24 protein-coding genes are annotated in these 23,129 nt (G+C 69.0%); 6 read left to right on the top strand and 18 right to left on the bottom strand.

What is annotated here, in order from left to right; translation table 11 throughout:
• The 9 genes from A5708_RS25465 to eccCa form a co-directional block, all read right to left on the bottom strand.
• Positions 1 to 1,235, bottom strand: a 1,235-nt coding sequence (locus A5708_RS25465; protein ID WP_065031267.1) for a hypothetical protein, incomplete at its 3' end; no start/stop codon positions are given.
• Positions 1,236 to 1,238: 3 nt separating this feature from the next.
• Positions 1,239 to 1,568 carry a type VII secretion target gene (locus A5708_RS25460; protein ID WP_065031266.1) on the bottom strand — a complete coding sequence of 110 codons (330 nt, stop codon included), beginning with the start codon at positions 1,566 to 1,568 and terminating at the stop codon, positions 1,239 to 1,241.
• Positions 1,569 to 1,611: 43 nt separating this feature from the next.
• Positions 1,612 to 2,949 (bottom strand): phosphoglucosamine mutase, encoded by a 1,338-nt coding sequence (gene glmM / locus A5708_RS25455; RefSeq protein ID WP_065031265.1) that lies wholly within the window; start codon positions 2,947 to 2,949, stop codon positions 1,612 to 1,614.
• Positions 2,950 to 3,098: 149 nt separating this feature from the next.
• Positions 3,099 to 3,545, bottom strand: a complete 447-nt coding sequence (rpsI, locus tag A5708_RS25450) for a 30S ribosomal protein S9 (protein WP_196772761.1) — start codon at positions 3,543 to 3,545, stop codon at positions 3,099 to 3,101.
• 89 nt (positions 3,546 to 3,634) lie between these two features.
• Positions 3,635 to 4,078 carry a 50S ribosomal protein L13 gene (gene rplM, locus A5708_RS25445; RefSeq protein WP_065031263.1) on the bottom strand — a complete coding sequence of 148 codons (444 nt, stop codon included), beginning with the start codon at positions 4,076 to 4,078 and terminating at the stop codon, positions 3,635 to 3,637.
• Between the two features lie 247 nt (positions 4,079 to 4,325).
• Positions 4,326 to 4,628 (bottom strand): WXG100 family type VII secretion target, encoded by a 303-nt coding sequence (locus A5708_RS25440; protein WP_155766187.1) that lies wholly within the window; start codon positions 4,626 to 4,628, stop codon positions 4,326 to 4,328.
• A 9-nt stretch (positions 4,629 to 4,637) separates the two neighbouring features.
• Positions 4,638 to 4,955 (bottom strand): WXG100 family type VII secretion target, encoded by a 318-nt coding sequence (locus tag A5708_RS25435; RefSeq protein ID WP_065031261.1) that lies wholly within the window; start codon positions 4,953 to 4,955, stop codon positions 4,638 to 4,640.
• Between the two features lie 43 nt (positions 4,956 to 4,998).
• Positions 4,999 to 6,234: a type VII secretion-associated protein gene (locus tag A5708_RS25430; RefSeq protein WP_065031260.1), complete on the bottom strand. Its 1,236-nt coding sequence runs from the start codon at positions 6,232 to 6,234 to the stop codon at positions 4,999 to 5,001.
• Positions 6,231 to 9,902 carry a type VII secretion protein EccCa gene (eccCa, locus tag A5708_RS25425; RefSeq protein ID WP_065031259.1) on the bottom strand — a complete coding sequence of 1,224 codons (3,672 nt, stop codon included), beginning with the start codon at positions 9,900 to 9,902 and terminating at the stop codon, positions 6,231 to 6,233. The genes A5708_RS25430 and eccCa overlap by 4 nt, the downstream gene beginning before the upstream one ends.
• Positions 9,903 to 10,027: 125 nt before the next feature.
• Here eccCa and eccD point away from each other — a divergent pair, with 125 nt between their 5' ends.
• Positions 10,028 to 11,413 (top strand): type VII secretion integral membrane protein EccD, encoded by a 1,386-nt coding sequence (gene eccD / locus A5708_RS25420; RefSeq protein ID WP_155766186.1) that lies wholly within the window; start codon positions 10,028 to 10,030, stop codon positions 11,411 to 11,413.
• On the top strand, positions 11,410 to 12,723 hold the full coding sequence (gene mycP, locus A5708_RS25415; protein WP_065031257.1) for a type VII secretion-associated serine protease mycosin: 1,314 nt from the start codon (positions 11,410 to 11,412) through the stop codon (positions 12,721 to 12,723). Before eccD ends, mycP begins: the two co-directional genes overlap by 4 nt.
• Here mycP and eccB read toward each other — a convergent pair.
• Complete coding sequence (gene eccB / locus A5708_RS25410; RefSeq protein WP_065031256.1) at positions 12,688 to 14,064, bottom strand: type VII secretion protein EccB; 1,377 nt, start codon at positions 14,062 to 14,064, stop codon at positions 12,688 to 12,690. The two genes, mycP and eccB, sit on opposite strands and share 36 nt — an antisense overlap.
• A gap of 121 nt (positions 14,065 to 14,185) precedes the next feature.
• Between eccB and A5708_RS25405 the strand changes: the two genes are divergently transcribed.
• Both A5708_RS25405 and A5708_RS25400 read left to right on the top strand, forming a co-directional pair.
• Positions 14,186 to 15,124: a cutinase family protein gene (locus A5708_RS25405; RefSeq protein WP_419538356.1), complete on the top strand. Its 939-nt coding sequence runs from the start codon at positions 14,186 to 14,188 to the stop codon at positions 15,122 to 15,124.
• A gap of 51 nt (positions 15,125 to 15,175) precedes the next feature.
• A complete protein-coding gene (locus A5708_RS25400; RefSeq protein WP_155766188.1) occupies positions 15,176 to 15,802 on the top strand; it encodes a cutinase family protein in 627 nt (208 codons plus the stop codon).
• Here A5708_RS25400 and truA read toward each other — a convergent pair.
• From truA to infA, 8 genes are all read right to left on the bottom strand, one after another.
• Positions 15,799 to 16,650: a tRNA pseudouridine(38-40) synthase TruA gene (gene truA / locus A5708_RS25395; protein ID WP_081293094.1), complete on the bottom strand. Its 852-nt coding sequence runs from the start codon at positions 16,648 to 16,650 to the stop codon at positions 15,799 to 15,801. The two genes, A5708_RS25400 and truA, sit on opposite strands and share 4 nt — an antisense overlap.
• The gene (rplQ, locus tag A5708_RS25390; RefSeq protein WP_065031252.1) at positions 16,637 to 17,269 is read right to left on the bottom strand and encodes a 50S ribosomal protein L17; all 633 of its coding nucleotides are present in this window, start codon (positions 17,267 to 17,269) and stop codon (positions 16,637 to 16,639) included. Before rplQ ends, truA begins: the two co-directional genes overlap by 14 nt.
• Before the next feature lie 59 nt (positions 17,270 to 17,328).
• A complete protein-coding gene (locus A5708_RS25385; protein WP_065031251.1) occupies positions 17,329 to 18,372 on the bottom strand; it encodes a DNA-directed RNA polymerase subunit alpha in 1,044 nt (347 codons plus the stop codon).
• Positions 18,373 to 18,449: 77 nt separating this feature from the next.
• On the bottom strand, positions 18,450 to 19,055 hold the full coding sequence (rpsD, locus tag A5708_RS25380) for a 30S ribosomal protein S4 (protein ID WP_007773473.1): 606 nt from the start codon (positions 19,053 to 19,055) through the stop codon (positions 18,450 to 18,452).
• A gap of 15 nt (positions 19,056 to 19,070) precedes the next feature.
• Complete coding sequence (gene rpsK, locus A5708_RS25375) at positions 19,071 to 19,487, bottom strand: 30S ribosomal protein S11 (RefSeq protein WP_008260256.1); 417 nt, start codon at positions 19,485 to 19,487, stop codon at positions 19,071 to 19,073.
• Between the two features lie 6 nt (positions 19,488 to 19,493).
• Positions 19,494 to 19,868, bottom strand: coding sequence for a 30S ribosomal protein S13 (rpsM, locus tag A5708_RS25370; protein WP_007773477.1), 375 nt, complete (start codon positions 19,866 to 19,868; stop codon positions 19,494 to 19,496).
• A 211-nt stretch (positions 19,869 to 20,079) separates the two neighbouring features.
• Complete coding sequence (rpmJ, locus tag A5708_RS26555; RefSeq protein WP_003879483.1) at positions 20,080 to 20,193, bottom strand: 50S ribosomal protein L36; 114 nt, start codon at positions 20,191 to 20,193, stop codon at positions 20,080 to 20,082.
• 51 nt (positions 20,194 to 20,244) lie between these two features.
• Positions 20,245 to 20,466, bottom strand: a complete 222-nt coding sequence (gene infA, locus A5708_RS25365) for a translation initiation factor IF-1 (protein WP_003418601.1) — start codon at positions 20,464 to 20,466, stop codon at positions 20,245 to 20,247.
• Positions 20,467 to 20,729: 263 nt separating this feature from the next.
• On the opposite strand from infA, the gene A5708_RS25360 reads away from it, so the two are divergent.
• Positions 20,730 to 22,433 (top strand): FAD-dependent oxidoreductase, encoded by a 1,704-nt coding sequence (locus A5708_RS25360; protein WP_081293093.1) that lies wholly within the window; start codon positions 20,730 to 20,732, stop codon positions 22,431 to 22,433.
• Positions 22,430 to 23,129: cyclic nucleotide-binding domain-containing protein (locus A5708_RS25355; RefSeq protein WP_231118017.1), on the top strand; the 700-nt coding region annotated here is incomplete at its 3' end. The genes A5708_RS25360 and A5708_RS25355, both read left to right, overlap by 4 nt.

The following is a 23,129-nucleotide window of genomic DNA, read 5'->3' as shown; positions in this document are numbered from 1 at the left end:
GGTGGCGTCCCGACCGGTTGGATCACGTCGTCGGGCTGAGGTTCGTCCGCGGGTTGGGCCTGGTCGGCTTCGGCGGGATCGTCGGGATCATCGGCGCCCTCGTCGGCCACGGTGCCCTCGGGATCGTCTGCGTGGAAAGGCTTCTCGTCGGAGTTGTCCGGGTCGCCGCCGTTCAAGGCGTCCGTGCCGTCGAGCCCGTCACCCGCCGATCCGATCAGGCCGCCCACCGCATCGATGATCCGGCCGGCCAGCCCGAGAAGCCCACCGCCGCCGCCCAACCCACTGCCACCGAGTCCACCAAGGTCGCCACCGCCGAGACCGCCGAGCCCGCCACCCAAATCGCCCGCGGGCATGCCCAGCGCATCGCCGAGCGCGGCTCCCCAGTCCGCGGGAGGCGCGACATTGACCGCCGGCGGCGCCGGAGCAACCGAATCCGGCGCTACGCCAACCTGACCGGGCGCGGCCGCCGTCAACGTCGGCGCGGGATCCGCCGCCGCGACGGGCGCGGCGGCCACCGGCGGGGCGAGCTGCACCGGCACCACACCGGTCCCGAGATCGCCGGGAAACTCGAAGCGCGCCGTCGGGACGGCGGTCATCTTGTCGATCACCATGGCGTAGGACGTCTCGACCCCGTCCGACGCAGACCGCATCGCCGTCAACCAGTCGTTGCGAATGTCGTTGTCCACGTGAGGCATTACCTGCTCGCGCACGATGTCGGCCGCGCCGTCCCGGTCCCCCGCCGTGACCGCGCCGGCGGCGGCCAGCCATGCCGGCCGCTCAGCGCGCACCCGGTCGTCGACGGCGATGGCGGTCGCCACCTTCGAATCGACCAGATACCACAGGTTGTCGCGCAGCGACTCGCATCGTTGGGCCGCCGCGCGCAGTTCGGTGGCGACGGCATCGGCGGTGTCGCAGTGCCGTTGCAAGAGCTGTACCGCGGTGTCCCCGCCCGGACCCGTCCACGCCGCGGCCAGCTCGGCCACCTGGGCGCGCTGCATTCGCAGCGCCTCGGCGGTCATTACGCCCGCCGCCCGCAGCTCGGCACAGTCGCGGTCCAGCGCGCGCAGATCCATGCCGTCCTCCTTCGCATACCATTCGCGAACTTGTACGGGATGCGTTGTCAGGTCGGGGTTTTGATAGCCCAGCGCATGACAGGCCTGCACGTAGGCCTGGGTGTGCTCGACGGCCGCCCGGCCCTCGGCGAGGCGCCCGGCCACATCCAATCGGTCGGCCATGAGCTAGGCGATCCGCGCCGCGGCATACAGTTCGGCGTCGGCGTAGCGCTCGGCGCTGGACCGCAGCGCCGCGGCGATCTCGGCGGACGCGCGCGACCACTGCGACACCTGCGCCACCAGCCGCTCCAACTCGACGCGCAGCGCGTCGCCGCGCGCGGCGTGCTCCCGCCCGGCGCAGACCCCGCCGAAAGCCAGCCTGGACAGATGGTCGCTGACCGCGCGGTCGATGAATTCGGCCGCCATGGCGAATTGGTTAGCGACCCGCTGCGCCGCCGGCACGTCGATCTGCGTGCGGGCGATGGCTACCGGGCGTGTTCCCCCAACGGATTTCATGCCTTATCCGACGTCCGCGGGGGCGGCGGGGTTCCGGGGAGATCTACAGGGCGTCGCTGACCGCTTCGGCGACGCGGGTGGCGACCCGCTGAGCGATCTCTTTTTCGGGTGCTTCCACCATGACGCGGATCATCGGCTCGGTTCCCGAGGGGCGCAACAGGATTCGGCCCGTATCGCCCAGTTCCGCCTCGGCCTGACCGAGCGCGGTCTGCACCGCGGGCGCGGCGGCGGCGATGTCCTTGTCGGCGACGGTGACGTTGATCAGCACCTGCGGCAGCGTCTGCATCGCCGAGGCCAGCGCGGCCAGCGACGAGCCGGTCTGCACCATCCGGGTCATCAGCCGCAGGCCGGTGACGATGCCGTCGCCGGTGGAGCCCAGCGCGGGCATCACGATATGGCCGGACTGCTCGCCGCCCAGGCTGTAGTCGCCGGCCCGCAGCTCCTCCACCACGTAGCGGTCACCAACACCGGTGGTGCGCACCGTGATTCCGGCCGAGCGCATGGCCAGATGTAGCCCCAGGTTGCTCATCACGGTGGTGACCAGCGTCTTGGACGCCAGCTCGTCGGCCTCGTGCATCGCCAGGGCGAGCACCACCATGATGTGGTCGCCGTCGACCAGGTTGCCGTCCGCGTCGATGGCCAGGCAGCGGTCGGCATCGCCGTCGTGGGCCAGGCCCAGGTCGGCGCGGTGCGCGACGACTGCCGCGCGCAGCGCATCCAGGTGGGTGGACCCGCAGTTGTCGTTGATGTTGAGCCCATTGGGGTCGGCGTTGATCGCGATCACCCGGGCACCGGCGGCGCGGTAGGCGCGCGGGGCCACCGCGGAGGCCGCGCCGTGGGCGCAGTCCACCACCACGGTCAGCCCGTCGAGGCGCAGCGTGCTGGCCTTGCTCAGGTGGCGCAGGTAGCGGTCGGCCGCGTCTTCGGCGTCGATGACCCGGCCGATCCCGGCGCCGACCGGACGCAGCGCAGGTTCGACCTCGAGCAATGCCTCGATCTGCTCCTCGGTGCCGTCGTCAAGCTTGCGGCCGCCGGGGCCGAAGATCTTGATGCCGTTGTCGGGCATCGGGTTGTGCGATGCCGAGATCATCACGCCGAAGTCGGCGTCGTAGGCACCGGTCAGGTAGGCCACCGCGGGGGTAGGCAGCACCCCGACGCGCAGCGCGTCGACGCCCTGACTGGTCAGCCCGGCGATCACCGCGGCCTCCAGCATTTCGCCGCTGGCCCGCGGATCGCGACCGATCACGGCTACCCGCCGGCCCGGTCCGGTAGCGCTCGCCAGATGCCGCGCCGCCGCCGAGCCCAGCGCCAGTGCCAGCTCGGCGGTCAGCTCGCGATTGGCGACCCCACGGACACCGTCGGTGCCGAATAGTCGACCCATGCGACCAAACCTCTCACAGTTGTCGGGCTTGCACCTAACGTGCCCGTTCCTTTGTGGACGAAACGGGCCACGTCTGGGCGCAGACACGCCGCAACCGGCCACAACTTGTGCATGACGATGCCAAGTTGTGGCCGGTTAGCGACGGCTGATCAGCGCTTGCTGTACTGAGGCGCCTTACGGGCCTTCTTCAGGCCGTACTTCTTGCGCTCGGTGGCACGCGGGTCACGGGTGAGGAAGCCGGCCTTCTTCAGCGGGGGCCGGTCCTCGGGCTGGGCCAGGATCAGCGCCCGGGCGATGCCCAGACGCAGCGCGCCGGCCTGCCCCGAGGGGCCGCCGCCGTGCAGCAGCGCGTAGATGTCGAAGGCGTCCACCCGGTCGACGGTGACCAGCGGCGCCTTGATGAGCTGCTGGTGCACCTTGTTCGGGAAGTAGCCCTCCAGGGTGCGGCCGTTCAGGTTGAACTTGCCGGTGCCGGGCACCAGGCGCACCCGCACCACGGCCTCCTTGCGGCGGCCGACGGTCTGGATGGGCCGGTCGAACACGAAGGACTCGGCGGGCGCGGGGGCTTCCGCGGCCTCGACCGGGGCTTCGGTCACCTCGGCGACGACCTCGACGGTCTCTGCGACTTCTGGGGTGTCCGGGTTCTCCGGGTTTTCGGGGTTTTCCACGGCCTCGGTCGTTTCGGTCACTGGGCCACCTGCTTGATCTCGTACGGAACGGGCTGTTGTGCGGCGTGCGGGTGCGTCGGGCCGGCGTAGACGTGCAGCTTGCGCGCGATCTGCCGGGCCAGCTTGTTCTTGGGCAGCATGCCGATGATCGCGTCCTCCACGACGCGGTCGGGGTGCTTGTCCATCAGCTCGCGGATGGTTCGGCTGCTCAGACCGCCGGGATACCCCGAGTGGCGGTAAGCCAGCTTCTTGTCCAGCTTCTGGCCGCTGAAGGCGACCTTGTCGGCGTTGATGACGATGACGAAGTCGCCGCCGTCGACATTGGGGGTGAACGTCGGCTTGTGCTTGCCGCGCAGCAGGGTGGCTGCCGCGACGGCAAGGCGGCCAAGCACCACGTCCGTGGCGTCGATGACGTGCCACGACCTCGTGGTGTCACCCGCCTTTGGCGTGTACGTAGGCACAGCGCTTACCTTCTTCTTCTCGAGGGTGGATCCCGGTGTGACCCGGGGGCCGGTCAGGCGTTCGCGGTGAGGGCTTGGTCTCGGCGACCGACATTGACCCGAGGCCCCGGCGTACCGCACGCCAACGGAGCAGCTTACCGACCGCCATCCCCGCAGGTCAAAATGACTGTGTGGTCCCGACGGCTCTCCTCCGCCAGGACCACACAGTCTCACGGCGCGGCCAGGACCGCGCGGTGGTCTATGGCCGCTACCGCGCCCAGACGCCGGCAGCCCGGCGGTCGGCGTTGGCCACCTCGTCGGCACCGTCGCGCACGGCGTTTCCCAGCTCGGCCAGTATCTCGTTGAGCGCGGTCGCCGACTGGTGCCATTTCAGCTGCTCAGCCTGGTAGGCGGCGGCCGCCTCACTGGTCCATAGCTGCCGCAGCGGCGCGATTTGCGAGCTCAGCTCGTCGAGCGCGGCGTTGAAGCGGGCCGACGTGGAGTGGATCTCCTGGCGCACCGAATGTTCGATTTCGCCGAAGTTATAGGAAAGCACCGGGTCCACGGGGATCCTCTCTCGTCACAGGTTTCCGCCGGCGGCGGCGATGTGGTGTGCGTGGTTCTGGCCGGCCTCCTGCAGGGTGACCGCGTTGTGCCGAATGGTCTCGGCGATGGTGTTGAGGGCGTGATAGAGCCGCAGCGACTCGGCGTTCCAGCGGTCCATCACGTCCTTGAAGCGCGCCGCCGCGAGCCCGCCCCACGCCGAGGCCGGCACGCCGCTCATGCGGCCGACGAATGCCTGCAGCATCGCCCTGATTTCCTCGTTGCGGGCGTCGGTGGTACCCGCCACCGACCGCATCAGGTCGAGGTCGGTGCTCAGTGTGTTCGAAGCGGCCATAACAACTACGACCCCGGGGCGGGTCCTTCGGTTCCACCGAATTTCATCCGATCGCGTGGGCGGTCCGCACCGCCTGCTCGCAGGCGGTGCGGACGGCGCTTTCGTCGCCGGCCCGGCTCTGGCAGCCGATGCTGATCCGAACCGGACCGTCCAGCAGCACCGTCCAGCGCACCTGATGTCCCGGGCGCACTTCGCGATAAGTCACCGCCGGTCGGCCGGCGCTGGTTGCGGACGGGTTGAAATCGACGAACACCCCGGGAACCTCGACATCGATCGCGCGCTTCAATCGCTCGGCGGTGCCGCTCAGTGTCTCGCCGGCGACCGGCGATTGGGTGATGTGCAGGGCCAGGTCGGGATCCGTCGGCGAGGTGACCTGCAACCGGGCCGAGCCCGGTCCGCCGACCACCCGCTGCGACGACCACGTCGCCGGCACCGACAGCGCCACCCGGCCTTCCACCAGAAACGTTGTCGGCGCGGTTTCCACCGGCTTGCGCACCGCCTCACCGGGTCGGCCCATCGTCACCGCGGTCGGCGCCGCGGCGGCGACCACGATGGCGGCCGCCCCAACCCCGCTGAGCATCCGGCCGCGCGTTCGACCGGCACGGGCAGGCGCGGCGGTGGCCGTTCCCGGCCGCCGGGTGGTTGCCGGGTAGGCCGACCGCGCGACGCGCGTCAGCCGAATATCGGTTATTTCAAGGACTTCTGGGGTGCCGCAACCTGCTCCGCGCACCGCTTCGGCAATCAGCGCCGCCAGCGCCGACGCACCACCGCTCGGCGTATCGATCAGCACGGCTTCGGGCGCGGCCGCCGCAATGACGTCCGCAACGTCACGGGCGACGCAATGCGGCTCCGCCGTGCGCGGTATCGCCGTGACCTCGCCCGCGGTGACCGCCACCAGTCGCTCGGCGATTTCGACCACTGCCGTCGCGTCCGGTGCGGCACGGGACGCCCGCATCAGCAGCGACGACCGCGCGTGCGTGTGACCGGCCACGGCCGCGGCGGCCGTGCTCACCACGCCCACGCGCGCCGCCGACCACCACGACGGGTGCACGACGATCGCTCCGTCGCGGTGGCCGCGGATTGCCGAACGCAACGCGGCCTCCCACAGGACATCGACGGCCACCGGCCGCTCCCCTACCAGCGCCACCCGGTCGTCAACCGCATCCAGCGCCGCCCGAACGATGTCGGCCGTCTCGTCGTCCGCGACCGCGTTTGTGGCGCAACACAACCGCCGGATCGTGCTGGGCCCGGCTTCGACGATTGCGGGATGGTCACTCACGGCGGGCTCCAGGCAACCTGGACGAGTTCGTCGTCACCGGTCCGAGTGGTCAGGATGCCGCGGCCCGGCGGCAAGCGCGGCGGCGCAGCGGAACCGAACGGTGCGTGCTCAGTTGGGCATCCGCTCATCATCAGTGACGCGGAACCGAGGTCGCGCAGACTCGCCAACAGCGGCTCGAACATCGCCCGCTCGAGCCCACCGCTGCGGCGCGCGATGACCAGATGCAATCCCAGATCCGGGGCGTACGGCACGAATTCGACGATCGGCGCCAGCGCATTGGCCGCCGGGCCGGCGACAAGGTCGTAGTCATCGACGACGACGTAGAGGTCCGGTCCGGACCACCAGGAGCCACTGCGCAACTGGGCCTGGCTCGCATCGGGCGGCGGCATCCGCGCCCGCAGAGTCTCGATCAGGTCGGGCAGCAACACGGACAGGGCGGCGGGCGACATCGCGTAACCGCCGAGATGTTCCGACTCGACGACACCGAGCAGCGCGCGCCGGAAGTCGACGATCGACAGCCGGGCTTGCGCGGGTGTCTTCGTTCGGACGATCTCCCGGCACAAGGTCCGCAGCGTCGCGGTTTTCCCGCACTCGTTGTCACCGAGGACGAGAAGATGCGAATCACGCTCGAAATCGATTGAGATTGGCTGCAGTTCGCGCTCCCCCAAGCCGAGCAGTATCCGCCCGGCCAACTCGCCGACCGACCACCGGCGTACCACGGCCTCGCGGTCGACGTGCATGGGCAGCAACGGTATCGGCGGAGCGGCCGACGCACCGGCGGGCACCTCGGCGACGGGCAAGGCGATCACCATGTGCAGGCCCTCGTGGGAAAGACCACGGCCCGGACTGTCACGAGGCACATGCCGCGCGGCCCTACGGTCGATTTCGGAGTCCGCGGGATCGCCCAGCCGCAACTCGATGCGGGTGCCGATCTGGTCCCGCAGCGAGGGCCGCACCTCGGCCCACCGCGATGCCGACAGCGCAACATGCACGCCGTACGAAAGACCCTGAGCCGCAAGCATGCTTATCGACTCGTCCAGCGTGCCGAATTCTTGGCGCATGCTTGCCCAGCCGTCGATGACGAGGAACACATCACCGAAGGGATCACCGGCTGCGTCGAGGTCCCTGCGCCGCTGACGGTATTCGACGATCGACGCGATGCCATGCTCTCGGAACAGGGCTGCACGGCGACGAACGACCGACTCGCATTCGGCGACCAGCCGGCCGACGAGACGCGGCTCCGCTCGGCCGGCGACGGCACCCACATGCGGCAGCGTGCGCAACGCCGAGAGCGCCCCACCACCGAAATCCAGGCAGTAGAACTGCACCTGGCCGGGATCATGCGTGGCGGCCAGGGCGGTGATGAGCGTGCGCAACGCCGTCGACTTGCCCGATTGGGGTGCGCCTATGACCGCGAGATTTCCTGCGGCCCCGGACATGTCGACCATCAGCGGCGCCCGGCACTGATCGAGGGGCCGGTCGACGGTGCCGATCGGGACCGCCAGGCCCCCCGGCGTGCACGCGACGTCGGCCAGCACGGTGCACAGCGCCGGCGCCGGCCCGAGCGGGGGCAGCCATACCCGATGCGCGGATGGCCCCTGGCCGGACAGCCGGTCCAGGACAGCGCCCGAGATGGTCCGTTCGGGGGTCACCCTCTCCTCGGTGGCGCGGCTGACCGCCCCCACGATGCGGGTGCCGAACACCCGGACCGAACCCGCCCCCACACCGGCCGCGCGGACCGGCGCATTCGTCGGCGGCGGCGCCGACACCAGCGCCGCCTGGAAGCGAATCGGTGCGCCGCCGCCGATGCGCAAGAAGCCCGCGCCGGGGGTGCTCGGCAGTCGATATGCGTCGAGGTTACCCAGCACGGTTTGGGATTCGTTGGCGGACAGTGTCTTCAGGCACATTCGGTACGACAGGTGGGCTTCCAGTCCGCGTAGCCGTCCCTCGTCGAGACGCTGACTGGCCAACAGCAGGTGCATGCCCAGCGACCGGCCGAGGCGGCCGATCGCGACGAACATGTCGGCGAAATCCGGATGCTGGCTGAGCAGCTCGGAGAACTCGTCGACGATGATGAACAGCGTGGGCAGCGGGGGCGACGCCCTACCCTCGCGCGCCCGCTCGTAAGCCGCGACGCTGACGCAGCCCGCCGTGCGCAGCAGCTGCTGGCGACGGTTCATCTCGCCGGCCAGGGCGTCGCGCATCCGGGCCACCAGCGGCGCGTCGTCGGCCAGGTTGGTGATCACCGCGGCCACATGTGGAGCCGGGGCATAGTCGAGAAATGTCGCGCCGCCTTTGAAGTCGACGAGCAGCAGGTTGAGTGTTTCCGGCGAGTTGTGCGCCATCATGCCCAGTGCGATGGTGCGCAGCAGCTCCGACTTGCCCGACCCGGTGGCGCCGATGCACAGCCCATGTGGGCCCATCCCGCCCTCGGCCGGCTCTTTGATGTCCAGCTCGAGTGGAACACCCTCTACGGTGGTTCCGATCGACACCCGAAGCCGGTCGCGGGGTCGTTGGCGACGCCACACCGCGGCCGGGTCGAAGCGGTCCAGAGCGGAAAGCCCGCTCAGCTCCGGCCAATTGGGATCAGCGCCGCCCGTGCGCGCCTGGTGTCCGGCCAGCCGGCGTGCGCATATCAGCGCGTCGACGGCGCTCATCTGATCGGGACACCAATCCGGTGCCGTCAGGGCGGGCGTTCGAAGTTTCAGCGATGCGCCGCCGGTGCCGACGCCGATGATGGATGTGCCGACGATCGGATCGACGCCCTCGGAGAGATCGGTGACCACGACGAGTTCGGGACCGTGCACCGCGGCGAGTGCCCCCCGCGCCCGCGCCGCACTCGAGTAGATCATCCGCGCCGGACCCACCTCGTCGTTATCTATCGGATGTTGGTTGTGCGGAAGCCATTTGAGCCAATCCCAGTGCCCTTGATTGTCGTCGTCGACGGCGGCCGCGATCAGCATTCGGTCTGGCGCATGCAGCACGGCGAGTTGGCAGAGGATCGCGCGCAGTAACCCGCGTACCTCGCCCGGATCGCCGTCGATCGTCACCCGCGTCCCCGCACGCAGGCCGATCGTGACCGGGGCGTGAATCGTCGAATGCGCGTGCAGGAAGCGCCGAAGTGCCATGGCGGTGACCGGATCGCGCAGCTCCTCCGGCGCAAGCTGCGGGGCTACCAGGCGGCGGGCGAGCGGCTGGCTTCCCATGCCGACGCGGACGAGGCCGAAGTCGCCGTCGGTTGGGTGCCGCTCCCACATTCGTGTGCCGCCGATCAGGGTCCACAGCGTGTCGGGATCGGGGTCCCGGCTGATCGATGCCCGACGTTGTGCCACAGCAATTTCGGACACGGACTGACTGAGGGTTTCGAGATAGTCGAGATATTGATCACGGTCGGCATCGAGCCCACCGCCGCGCCGACGAGCACGACCGGTCACCCCCGTCACCACGGTCGAAACCAGCATCATCGCCGGCAGCGCCAGGAACGCGGGGTTGCGGGTCACGCCGGTTCCCGCGGAGAGCACCGCCGCCATGATGCCCGTGCACACCAGCGAGAGCGCAATCGGGAGCAACCGTGGCAGCATGCCCGGCGCTGCCGGGGACGGCAGCTCGGGCGGAGCGTCGACGACGATGTCCTCACCTGGCGCCGCAGGCACCGAAGCATGCGTCATCTCTCACCTCCCGGTCCGAGGACGTTAAGTAGCACCGAGATCGGCGACAAGTCACCTGTGGACAACCGGATGCCGGGCCGTGCAGGCCTGGCTATCTTCACGGTAATTCGACCGAAGGGTTGCTGTTGTCTGCATCCGATACCGGGTTGCGGCGCGTCGCAGTGTACTGGGGCACCACCGCCGTCGACATCACCGTGCCCGCGGAAATCCCTGTCGCTGTTCTGCTTCCGTCGGTCATCGATATCCTCGGGGTTGACCACCCCGACCGCGAGGCCGCGCGTTACCGCTTATCGATTCCCGGCGCATCCGGGCTGGATCCGTCAATGACGCTGGCGCAGCAGGACATCGGAGATGGCGCCATCCTGGTGCTGAGCCGGCGCAGCGCGCCGTTGCCCGCGCCACGCTACTTCGACGTGGCCGAGACCGTGTCGGCCACACTCGACGCGGCGACTGCGCCGGGCAGTGGCGCTTCACGTGCACACGCGGTCCGACTCATCGGCGCGGCGGCGGCAATGCTGTTTACCGGCATCGGAGGACTGGCGATCGTGCGTGACGCGTTCGGCACCATCGCTGACCGAGATGTCGCCGCGACGGTCACCGCGCTGGTGTCGGCGGGCGCCCTGGCCCTCGGGCTGGCGGCCATCGCGCACCGCGGCTATCGAGATCCGACCGCGGGGCTGGCTTTGAACCTGATCGCCACGGCGTTCGCCGCGGTTGCCGGGTTTGTGGCGGTTCCCGGTGCGCCGGGCGCCCCCAATGTCTTGCTGGCCGCGGCGGTGGCCGCCGTCACCGCCGTTGTCGCCATGCGCGTATCGGATTGCGGTGTAGTCACGTTGACCGCCGTGGCGGGCTGCGCCACGGTCGTCGCGGTGGCGGGTCTGGTGGGCGTGGTCAGCGCGGCGCCGCTGCACGTCGTCGCTTCGGTGGCTGCGCTGATATCCATTGGTCTGCTTCCCGTTGCGGCGCGCGCATCGATCGCGCTGGCCGGGCTGTCGCCCCGACTGGAGATGTCCGACGCGCCGGCGATCGAACCGCGCTACGCGAGAACACGTTCCCAGGCGGTCCGCGCCGACAGGTGGCTGACCAGCCTGCTCGCCGGATTGTCGGTATCGGCCGCGCTGGCGGCGATCGTCACCGTGGTTGCCGGCGCACCACGCCTGTCGTGCACCGCGTTTGGAACGCTCACCGGCGCGCTCCTGCTGCTGCGTTCGCGATACACCGACATGAGAAGAATGCTGGTGTTTGCGGTCGGCGGAATCGCCGTTGCCGCAACGACCTTCGGCGTCGCCGCCTCGGGCGCGACGGTGTCCGGAGCCTGGGTCGTTACGCTGACGGCACTGACGGCCGCCGTCGCGGCGTATCTCGGCTTCGTCGGTGCCGCGCGGCCCGCCTCGCCCGTCCTGCGCCGAGGCGCCGGACTGCTGGAATGGCTGGCGCTGGCCGCAATGGTTCCGTTGACCTGCTGGATATGTGGACTCTATGGTGCGTCCCGAGGATTGAACCTCACATGATGAGTGCAGCCGCCGGCCGCCTGTTGGTGGCCTCGGCGCTGACGCTGGCGACGTCGTTGGGAACGCCGACGGCGCAGGCGTTTTCGCCGCCTGACGTCGACGACAAGTGGTTGCCGGACCCCGCCTTGCCGGCGGCCCCGTGGCCAACCGTGCAGCGTGAGATCTGCGCGCCGATGACGGCCGATGCGGGACCCGGTCACAACCAGCCAACGGGTCTGGGCGACCTGTCGGCGGTCTGGCAACTCAGTCGCGGCACCGGACAACGGGTCGCTGTCATCGACACCGGGGTCGTACGACACCGTCGACTGCCCGATGTGGTGGCCGGCGGCGACTACGTGTCCACTGGCGACGGCACGCAGGATTGCGACGCACACGGCACACTGGTGGCCGGAATCATCGCGGCCACAGCCGATTCCAAGGCCGACACATTCAGCGGGGTCGCACCGGAGGCCACGTTGATCAGTATTCGTCAGTCGAGCGCCAAGTTCGCCCCCGCCGGCGACCGGTCCCGCGTCGGGGTCGGTGACGTCGACACCCTGGCGAAAGCCGTTCGGACGGCCGCCGACCTGGGAGCCTCGGTGATCAACATTTCGTCGGTTGCGTGCGCACCGGCGGCTACGGCGCTCGACGACCGCGCGCTGGGTGCGGCACTGGCCTACGCCGTCGACGTCAAAAATGCCGTCATCGTGGCCGCGGCCGGCAATACCGGCGGCACCGGTCAGTGTCCACCGCAGCGGGCCGACGCGACCTGGCAGACCATCACGGTCGCCGTCAGCCCCGCGTGGTACGACGACTACGTCCTGACGGTCGGCTCGGTGAATGCCCATGGCGCGCCATCACCATTCACCCTTGCCGGCCCCTGGGTGGACGTCGCCGCGCCCGGCGAGGCGGTGTCATCGCTCGCGACGGAACCGGTATCCGGCACGAGCTACGCCGCCCCGGTGGTCAGCGGACTGGCCGCGCTGATCCGGGCCCGCTTCCCGGCAATGACCGCCCGCCAGGTGATGCAGCGCATCGAGACGACGGCGCATCATCCACCCGCCGGATGGGATCCCCTCGTCGGCAACGGCACCATCGACCCGCTCGCCGCCGTCAGCACCGGCGCGGGCAAGACCGCCGACAGCCCCGGCCCATCACCGGCACCGGTGCCGATCGCCGCCTCGCCGCCGATCCCGCCGCGCGATTCTCGCGCCCGCGACACCGCACTCCGGGGTGCCGCGATCTGCCTGGCCGCGTTGACCGTCGCTGTGGCGACCGGGGCGATAAGAGGTCGCTCAAGGCGAGCTCGCGACCACATCCCGTGCGATTGACGCGTTCTGCCGGCTCAACTCCGGCCCGGCCGGCAACAAACGGAGAAGCGGCCACGGCGCCGGGCCCGCGTCGCCGAGGCCGAGATCGTGCGCGGCGTCGTCGTCATGAATCGCGAACCGAACCCCGGTGTCGGCGATCAGGTAGCGGGTGCCGGCCTCATCACCCGCCCGCACATACGCGCTTGCACCGGACGGCACGTATACGGCGTCCACGGCGGGGCCGTCGCCGTCGGCCTGCGCCAACGCCACCGGCACCCGACCGGATGGGATGGGCAGTCCGACCTCCTCCAGGAACGCGACGCCGGATCCCGCCCCCTCCCAGCTGGCGCACAACGTGCCGGGGGGCGGGGAGACCGTCGGCGCCCGGTCAGGAAAGAGGGCAACCGGCAGCTCGGCGACGACGGGAGCGGCCCGGATCGCGTCGGGCGCGACCGAGATGGTGTTGGCCGTTTCCTGCGGGTTGCCGAAGCGCAGCAGGTCGGCGGCCACCTGCCCGATGCGCTGCACCCCCGCCGTCAACACCGCGTAAAACTCGTCGCCGTCGGCCCGTGTGATGCGAAGCACACTGCCGACCGCGAATCCGGGCAGTGCCGGCGTCCTGGCGCCCCGACCCCGGATCCGTAGCGGCGCGATCGGTGCCGCTTCCGGCACGGCATTCAGCAATGCCTGCGACACGAGCAGCGGCGTACGGCCCTCGATGCGCAGCGCGCGGACCACGGCGGCGTCGTCGAGGTCCACCATCGCCCGGTGGCCGTCGTAGAGCAGGTAGGTCGGCGAACCGGAAGCCGGGGCCACCAGGAGCGCGCGCCCGGCGGCCAGGCGGTGCACCGCGGCCGCCTCGGAGCGGCGGCCGACGATGACCGTCGTGGTGCTAGCGCCGGTGCCAGCGCATATCGACCAACCCATATCCCCCGGAGACAGCGGCCTGCCGAGAAATTGCGGTGCGCCCGGAATGCCCAGCAGCGGGCCGCGTTTGGTGGTGCCCAGGTCGGATTCGGTGACCGGCTGCGGGTCGCCGGCCGTCGCCGCGATGAGGCGGGCGGAGGCCAGGTTGAGCACCGGATGCCACACGTCGCCCACTCGAACGAACAGGGCGCCCGATTCCCGGCTCAGCACGATCTGCGCGCGGTCCAGCGCCACATGCGGTCGCAGCAAACCAAGAACCGCGCAACCCGCCACGAGGACAGCCGTGACGAGGCACCCGAGCGCCAGCGGTGCGGAGCGAGGGTGCGAAGAAAATCCCGTCGCCCGGATTTTTTCGCCGAGCAGTCCACGTTCGGTGCGCCGCAGCAAATACCGATACGCGTTGAAGTGCAGCCATGTAGCCGCCTGACGCGGCACTGAATCTCCCCATCCCGTGAATTCGTCAACGCCCACGTTAGGCCGCCGATTCGCGCCGTCAGAGCGGTTATCCACAGGTCACCCGGGTTTCGACGCGTAACAATTTGGGTAAAATTGCCCGGTGCAAACTCACCGTGTACGTACCCGTCGGGCGGGCACCGCGCGGTCAGCAGGCCGTTTGATCGGCCTGGGTGCTTCTGCCCTGGTTATCGCTGCTGGCCTGCTCGCGACCCCCGCCGCAGCGCCCAAAGCCTCCGCCGACGACTGCCCGGACGTCGAGGTGATCTTCGCCCGCGGCACCAACGAACCGCCGGGCCTGGGCCGGGTCGGCGATGCGCTGGTGGACTCGCTGCGCCAGCAGACCAACGGCCTGAACATCCTGCCCTACGGGGTGAACTACGCCGCCAGCAAGCTGCAGCTGCACGGCGGCGACGGCGCCAACGACACCATCGACCGCGTCAAGAAGAGCGTGGAGAAGTGCCCCAACACCAAGATCGTGCTGGGCGGCTATTCGCAGGGCGCGTCGGTGATGGACATCGTGGCCGGCGTTCCGATCGGCGGCATCAGCTGGGGCAGCACCCTGCCCGCGCAGTACGCCAACAACATCGTGGCGGTCACCACGTTCGGCGACGTGGCCGACCGCGCCGGCGGCACCCTGCCCAGCCAGAGCAAGCTGCTGGGTTCCAAGGCCGTCGACTATTGCAACCCGAACGACCCGATCTGCCACGCCGGTCCCGGTAACGAGTGGAGTGGCCACACCGAGGGCTACGTCCCCGTCTACACCACCCAGGCCGCGGCGTTCGTCGCGCAAAAGCTCGCGGCCGCCGGTGTCGGCCAGCAGTCACCCGCGTTCGGTCCGCCGCTGGGCCCCGGCTACGGCCCGCAACAGCCGGGGTACGGCCCGCAGTCGCCGGGCTACGGCCAGCAGTCGCCGGTCTACGGGCAGAACCCGCCCGGGTCGTCGGGCCCCTCGATCCATGACGGCACCGGCACAGCTCCGGCGCCCGCGCCGTCGCTGCCGACGCCGGCTACCGACTCACCGCAAGCACCTCTCGTCTAAATCGTTACCGTGGGGTTATCAACGCCCCCTTAACATCGCTGTGTGAGGCTTATCCCGTTAGGGCTGGGCATCGTAATCGGCGCGGTTGGCGCGTTATTGGTTGCTCCCCAATTGGTTCCGCGTGCGTCGGCGTCGTGCCCCGGCGTTGAGGTGGTGTTCGCCCGTGGCACCGATGAGCCGCCCGGTGTCGGCAAGGTGGGCGGCGCGTTCGTCAGCTCGTTGCGCGAGCAGACCCGCAAAAGCGTTGGCGCATATGGGGTGAACTACCCGGCCAGCAAGGACTTCCTGGCCGCGACCAACGGCGCCAACGATGCCAGCACCCATATCCAGCAGATGGCCGCCAACTGCCCCAGCACCAAACTGGTGCTGGGCGGATACTCGCAGGGCGCCGCCGTCGTCGACATCGTCACGGCCGCACCGGTGTCCGGCCTCGGTTACCGCCAGCCGTTGCCGCCCGCGGCCGCCGATCACGTCGCCGCGGTCGCCCTGTTCGGCAACCCGTCCGGCCGGGCGGGTCAACTGATGAGCGCCCTGTCCCCGAACTTCCTGGGCAAGACCATCGACCTGTGCAACCCGGGCGACCCGATCTGCTCGAGCGGCATGCAGTGGAGTTCGCACCTGAGCTACGTCCCCGGATTGACTAACAGGGCAGCGAATTTCGTGGCGGCCAGGGTCTAGCGCGAGCGGATATCCCGGGTGATCAGGTTGCGCGCCGCCAGCTGGTCATCGGGCGGGTAGTCGACGCCGACCAGCGACAACCCGTGGGCGGGCGCGGCGGCGAAGTCGCTGGAACGTTCTGTGGCGCTGAGCAATTCGCGGCAATACGAGACGGGGCGGCGGTGCTCGCCGACGGCCAGCAGCGCGCCGACCAGCGAGCGCACCATCGACCAGCAGAACGCGTCGGCGCTGACCTGCGCGGTGATCAGGTCGCCGTCGCGGGTCCACTCGAGGCGCTGCAGGTCGCGAATCGTGGTGGCGTTCTCGCGGTGACGGCAGAACGCGGCAAAGTCGTGCAATCCCAGGAGGTCTCGCGACGCGGCGGCCATCGCCTCGACGTCCAGCGGACGCGGCCAGGCAGTGACGTAGCGGGCCTGCAGCGGCTGCACGCCCCACGGCGCCGTCGAGATCCGGTACACGTAGTGACGCCGCAGCGCCGAGAACCGGGCGTCGAACCCCGCAGGGGCACGGCTGATGTCGACGACCCGGACATCGGTGGGCAAAAACCGGCCCAGCCGGCGCAGCAGCGGCAGGAACTCGGGTTCACCGACGTGCGGCGCGCGCGGGTAGGCGTTCGGCAGCGCCTCGAGCGGCACGTCGACGTGAGCCACCTGTGCGGTGGCATGGACTCCGGCGTCGGTGCGTCCGGCCGCGCGCAGCCGCACCGGCGTGCGAAAGACCGTCGTCAGCGCCTCGTCGAGAATTCCCGCCACGGTCCGCTGGCCGGACTGAGAGGCCCAGCCCGCGAAACCTGTTCCGTCGTAGGCGATATCAAGCCGCAGACGGACGTCTTCGCTAACTCTCGTCAGCCTCGTCGTTCGCCTCGGCGGCTTCGGCCTCGGCCCGTGCGGCCACGGCCTTGTCGGCCTTGTCCTCGGCTTCGGCCTGCGCCTTGGTCGGCTCGGCCCCGGTCGTCGTCTCCTCGACCTCGGCGGTGGCCTCCCCGACCGTGGGGCCGACGGCTTCCTCAGGCTCGACAGCCGCCTGAGGTGCCGCCGCTGCCGCGACGGGGGCGTCGGACTTCTTGGAAGCCTTCACCCGACGGGCCCGATCGGCCTCGGAGGTGACCGTCTTCTCCCGCACCAGCTCGATCACGGCCATGGGCGCGTTGTCGCCCTTGCGCGGCTCGACCTTGATGATGCGGGTGTAGCCGCCGTTGCGGTCGGCGTAGAACGGACCGATCTCCGCGAACAGGGCGTGCACCACATCCTTGTCGCGGATCTTCTTCAGCACCTCTCGACGGTTGTGCAGCGCACCCTTTTTCGCGTGCGTGATCAACTTCTCCGCGTACGGCCGCAACGCCCGCGCCTTGGGCTCGGTCGTCTTGATCCGGCCGTGCTCGAACAGCGAGGTGGCCAGGTTGGCGAGAAGCGCCTTCTGGTGCGAAGACGACCCGCCGAGGCGAGGTCCCTTGGTGGGCTTGGGCATTGCGACTATCTCCTAATTGGGGCCGGCCCCCGTATCAGGTAGGGCCGGGACGGAATTCTTTACAGCTGTTCGGTTTCCGCGTAGTCCTGGTCGTCGTAGGACGCCTCGCTGGACCAGGTGCCGGTGGCGACGTCGTAGCCCGCGACCTGCGAGGGGTCGAAGCTCGCCGGGCTGTCCTTGAGCGACAGACCCAGCTGGTGCAGCTTGACCTTCACCTCGTCGATGGACTTCTGTCCGAAGTTGCGGATGTCGAGCAGGTCGGACTCGGTGCGGCTGACCAGCTCGCCGACGGTGTGCACACCCTCGCGCTTGAGGCAGTTGTAGGACCGCACCGTCAGATCCAGGTCGTCGATCGGCAGCGCGAACGACGCGATGTGGTCGGCCTCGGCCGGCGACGGCCCGATCTCGATGCCCTCGGCCTCGACGTTGAGTTCGCGTGCCAGGCCGAACAATTCGACCAGGGTCTTACCCGCCGACGCCAGCGCGTCGCGGGGGTTGATCGAGCTCTTGGTCTCGACGTCCAGGATCAGCTTGTCGAAGTCGGTGCGCTGCTCGACACGGGTGGCGTCCACCTTGTAGGTGACCTTGAGCACCGGCGAGTAGATGGAATCGACTGGGATACGGCCGATTTCGGCACCGGAGGCGCGGTTCTGCACGGCAGGCACGTAGCCACGGCCGCGCTCGACGACCAGCTCGACCTCGAGCTTGCCCTTATCGTTCAGCGTCGCGATGTGCAGGTCGGGGTTGTGCACGGTGACACCGGCGGGCGGGACGATGTCCCCCGCGGTGACCTCACCCGGGCCCTGCTTGCGCAGGTACATGGTGACCGGCTCGTCCTCCTCGGAGGACACCACCAGGCTCTTGAGGTTCAAGATGATCGCGGTGACGTCTTCCTTGACACCCGGCACGGTGGTGAACTCGTGCAGCACGCCGTCGATGCGGATGCTGGTGACCGCCGCACCCGGAATCGAGGACAGCAGCGTCCGGCGCAACGAATTGCCCAGGGTGTAACCGAATCCCGGCTCCAGCGGCTCGATGACGAACTGGGAGCGGCTGTCGGTGAGGACTTCCTCCGACAAGGTGGGTCGCTGAGAGATCAGCATGGTGTTTCTCTATCTCCTTCTCGGCACCCGCTATTTGATGCCGTCAAGACCTGCGCCGGGTTCAGCACAGGGGGTCTTTACTTCGAGTAGAACTCGACGATGAGCTGCTCGGCGAGCGGCACGTCGATCTGCGCCCGCTCGGGCAACTGGTGCACGAGGATGCGCTGACGCTCCCCCACCACCTGCAGCCAGCTCGGGATCGGGCGGTCGCCCGCCGTCTCCCGCGCGATCTGGAACGGCACGGTGTTCAGCGAGCCGTCCCGCACGTCGATGATGTCGTACTGCGACACCCGGTAGCTGGGCACGTTGACGTGCACGCCGTTGACGCTGAAGTGTCCGTGGCTGACCAGCTGACGCGCCATCCGGCGGGTACGCGCCAGGCCGGCGCGGTACACGACGTTGTCCAGCCGGCTTTCCAGGATGCGCAGCAGCTCTTCACCCGTCTTACCGGGCTGGCGCACGGCCTCTTCGTAGTAGCGACGGAACTGCTTCTCCATCACGCCGTAGGTGAAGCGGGCCTTCTGCTTCTCCTGCAGCTGCAGCAGGTATTCGCTCTCCTTGATCCGCGCGCGGCCGTGCTGGCCGGGCGGGTAGGGGCGCTTCTCGAACGCCTGGTCGCCGCCGACGAGGTCGGTGCGCAGCCGGCGCGACTTGCGGGTAACGGGTCCGGTGTAACGAGCCATTGGGTTCTTTTCCTCCTAGACCCTGCGTCGCTTCGGGGGGCGAACGCCGTTGTGCGGCTGGGGGGTGACGTCGGAGATCGCGCCGACCTCCAGACCGGCGGCCTGCAGCGACCGGATCGCCGTCTCCCGGCCCGAGCCCGGGCCCTTCACGAACACGTCGACCTTCTTCACGCCGTGCTCCTGCGCCTTGCGGGCCGCGTTCTCGGCGGCCAGCTGCGCGGCGAACGGCGTCGACTTCCGCGAGCCCTTGAACCCGACGTGACCCGACGACGCCCAGGCGATGACGTTGCCCTGCGGGTCGGTGATGGTCACGATCGTGTTGTTGAACGTGCTCTTGATGTGGGCGGCACCGTGCGGGACGTTCTTCTTTTCCCGGCGACGGGTCTTCTGCCCCTTCTTGGGGGCAGAGGCTGCCTTCTTGGCTGGTGGCATGGGTGATTACCTGGCCTTCTTCTTGCCGGCGATGGTGCGCTTGGGGCCCTTGCGGGTGCGCGCGTTGGTCTTGGTCCGCTGGCCGCGCACCGGCAGGCCGCGGCGGTGCCGCAGGCCCTGGTAGCAACCAATCTCGATCTTGCGCCGGATGTCGGCCTGAACCTCGCGGCGCAGGTCACCCTCCACCTTCAGGTTGGCTTCGATGTAGTCACGCAAGTGGGTCAGCTGGTCATCGGTCAGGTCCCGGGTGCGCAGGTTCCGGTCGATGCCGGTAGCTGCCAGGATCTCGTTCGACCGGGTGCGGCCGACGCCGAAGATGTAGGTCAGCGCGATCTCCATCCGCTTGTCACGCGGGAGATCGACGCCTACTAGTCGAGCCATAGGTGGCGTTCCTCTTTTTCTAGGCGGAGGTCTGATCCCAGCCCGTTCCCGCGACCCCTGGTGGGGTTCCAAAAAGGCTTGCGGGGCCCGGCCTCCGTCCGGGCGTGGATGAGCTGGCCCATCTCAAGTAGATGCCAGCCGCTCAGTGGTGCTGGGAGGTCTGCATTCAGTTGTGTTGGTACTGCGAGGCGCCGAAGCGCTTGCGACGCCGCTAGCCCTGACGCTGCTTGTGACGCGGATCGGAGCAGATCACCATGACCCGTCCATGCCGACGGATCACCCTGCACTTGTCACAGATTGGCTTGACGCTCGGGTTCACCTTCACGGCTGTTCGATCCTGTTCTGTATTCGTTCGTAGTTGCTGGAGATCAGGCGCTTACTTGTACCGGTACACGATGCGGCCGCGGGACAGGTCGTAGGGAGACAACTCCACCACCACCCGGTCCTCGGGCAGGATGCGGATGTAGTGCTGCCGCATCTTGCCGCTGATGTGGGCAAGCACCTTGTGACCGTTCTCCAGCTCAATGCGGAACATCGCATTGGGCAGAGGCTCGACCACCCGGCCTTCCACCTCGATGGCGCCGTCCTTCTTGGCCATAACTAGTTAAAAATCCTCGTCGTATAGTTTCGTTCTCGTCTGCGCCTAGTCGACGCAACATTGCACCGACTTGGAACGTGAGCCGGTGACAGGAAATTCCTAGGGACTTGGCACACAAAAAGTCGGCGCGGATGCCGCACCGTTGTTCCACGATACCTGGTTATTCCGCTCCACCAAAATCGCTGTCGGCGGAACGCGGCCCGCCTCGTGACCTCCCCGACAGACCTCCCACATGGCCGCTGACGAGCGCATACTTAACGCCGATGACCAACCCCTCCGGCTCCTCGGCCCCCATCGACGCCACCGGCCCCGGCGCGCAACAGCGCAAGCCCGTGATGCTGACCGTAGACGACGATCCGTCGGTCTCCCGCGCGGTGGCCCGGGACCTGCGCCGTCACTACGGCGAGGAGCACCGGATCGTGCGCGCGGAGTCAGGCGCCGACGCGTTGGGCACCCTCAAGGAGCTCAAGCTGCGGGGCGAGACCGTCGCGGTGCTGATCGCCGACTACCGGATGCCGCAGATGAGCGGCATCGAGTTCCTCGAACAGGCCATGGACCTGTATCCGGCGGCCCGGCGGGTGTTGCTGACCGCCTATGCCGACACCCACGCCGCCATCGACGCGATCAACGTCGTCGACCTCGATCACTACCTGCTCAAGCCGTGGGACCCACCCGAGGAGAAGTTCTACCCCGTCATCGACGGGCTGCTGGAGGCCTGGCGAGCCGCGCCCGAGCACCCGATCCCGCACACCAAGGTGATCGGTCACCGCTGGTCGGCGCGGTCCTGGCAGGTGCGCGACTTCCTGGCCCGCAACGGCCTCTATTACACGTGGTTCATGTCCGACGAGCCCGCGGGCGAGCGGCTGCTGAACGCGGCCGGCGCCGACTGCCTGCGGCTGCCCGTCGTCATCACCGACAAGGGCGATCCCTTGATCGAACCCAGCGACGCCGAACTGGCCGACAAGTTGGGCCTCACCGTCAATCCGTCGCAGGAGTTCTACGACCTGATCGTCATCGGCGGCGGCCCCGCGGGCCTGGCCGCGGCGGTTTACGGCGCGTCCGAAGGCCTGCGCACGGTGCTGATCGAGCGCACCGCGACGGGCGGCCAGGCGGGCCAGAGTTCGCGGATCGAGAACTATCTGGGCTTCCCCGACGGGGTGTCGGGCGGGCAGCTGGCCGAGCGTGCGCGCAGGCAGGCCGAAAAGTTCGGCGCCGAGCTGATCACCGCCCGCACGGCCACGGCGCTGGAGATCAACGGTCCCAAGCGCACCGTGCGGTTCGCCGACGGCGGCTCGATCGACGCGCACTCCGTCATCCTGGCCACCGGCGTGGCCTACCGGAATCTCGATGCCGAGGGCTGCAACGAGCTGGCCGGCTGCGGTGTCTACTACGGGGCCGCGGTCTCGGTCGCGACGGAGTGCGCGGACGAAGAGGTCTACGTCGTCGGCGGGGCCAACTCGGCAGGTCAGGCCGCAATGTTTCTGTCCCGCAAGGCCAAGCAGGTGCACATCCTGGTGCGCGCCCCCTCGCTGGACGCGTCCATGTCCTACTACCTGATCCAGCAGATCGAGGCGACAGAGAACATCACCGTGCACACCTGCACCGAGGTGCAGAGCGTCGCGGGGGACGGCCATCTCGAAAAGCTGACGCTGCGCAACAACCGCACCGGCGAAACCGAGGACGTCACGTGCGGCCGGATGTTCATCTTCATCGGCGCCGCGCCGCGCACCGACTGGCTGGACGGGGTGTTGGCCCGCGACGACCACGGCTTCATCCTGACCGGCCCGGACCTGCGCAACGTGTGCGGCTGGACGCTGGAACGCCCGCCGCATCACCTGGAGACGAGCGTGCCCGGGGTGTTCGCCACCGGCGACGTCCGCTCCACATCCGCCAAACGTGTCGCCGCCGCCGTCGGCGAAGGATCGATGGCGGTCATGCTGGTCCACCGATACCTGGCGGAATCATGACCGCGACCGAATCAAGGCCCATGCCCTGCGAGCCCGACGAGCTGCGCAGCCTCTTCCTGTTCGAGGCGCTCACCGACGACCAGCTCGCGGTGCTGTGCAGCAACGGGCACATCCAGCACTACGAACCGGGTCCGATCTGCGTCGAGGGCGAACCGGCGACCTGCTTCTACGTCCTGATCGACGGGGAGCTGACCATGACCAAGCTTTCCGGCGGCCAGGACATCGAGACCAATCGCACCTCGCAGCGCGGCGTGTACTGCGGGGCCTGGCGGGCGTTCACCGGCGGCAAGCAGAAGAGTTACGACGCCTCGGTGCACGTGACCAAGCCGTCGCGCTTCTTCGTGATGGACGCGCCGGTGTTCGCGCAGTTCATGAAGGACCAGTTCCCCATGGCGGTGCACCTGCTCGACGGGATCGCCGTCGGCACCGACCGCACCCGCCGGATCATCGACAACCGCGAGAAGCTGCTGGCGCTGGGCCGGCTGTCGGCCGGGCTGACGCACCAGCTGAACAATCCCGCCGCGGCGATCTCGCGCTCCGCGGCGGATCTGCGCGAACGCGTGGCCAACATGCGCCACAAGCTGGCGATGCTCGCCGACGGCACCATCACCCCCGAGGCGCTGAGCGCGCTGAGATGTTGTGAGGCCGACTTGGCGACCTGTTCGGCGACCCGCTCCTGCAGCTGCACCATGTCTA

The sequence above is a fragment of the Mycobacterium colombiense genome, assembly GCF_001672755.1.
In the GTDB taxonomy this organism is placed as follows: domain Bacteria; phylum Actinomycetota; class Actinomycetes; order Mycobacteriales; family Mycobacteriaceae; genus Mycobacterium; species Mycobacterium colombiense_C.
This window is presented reverse-complemented; position numbering and strand designations above follow the sequence as displayed.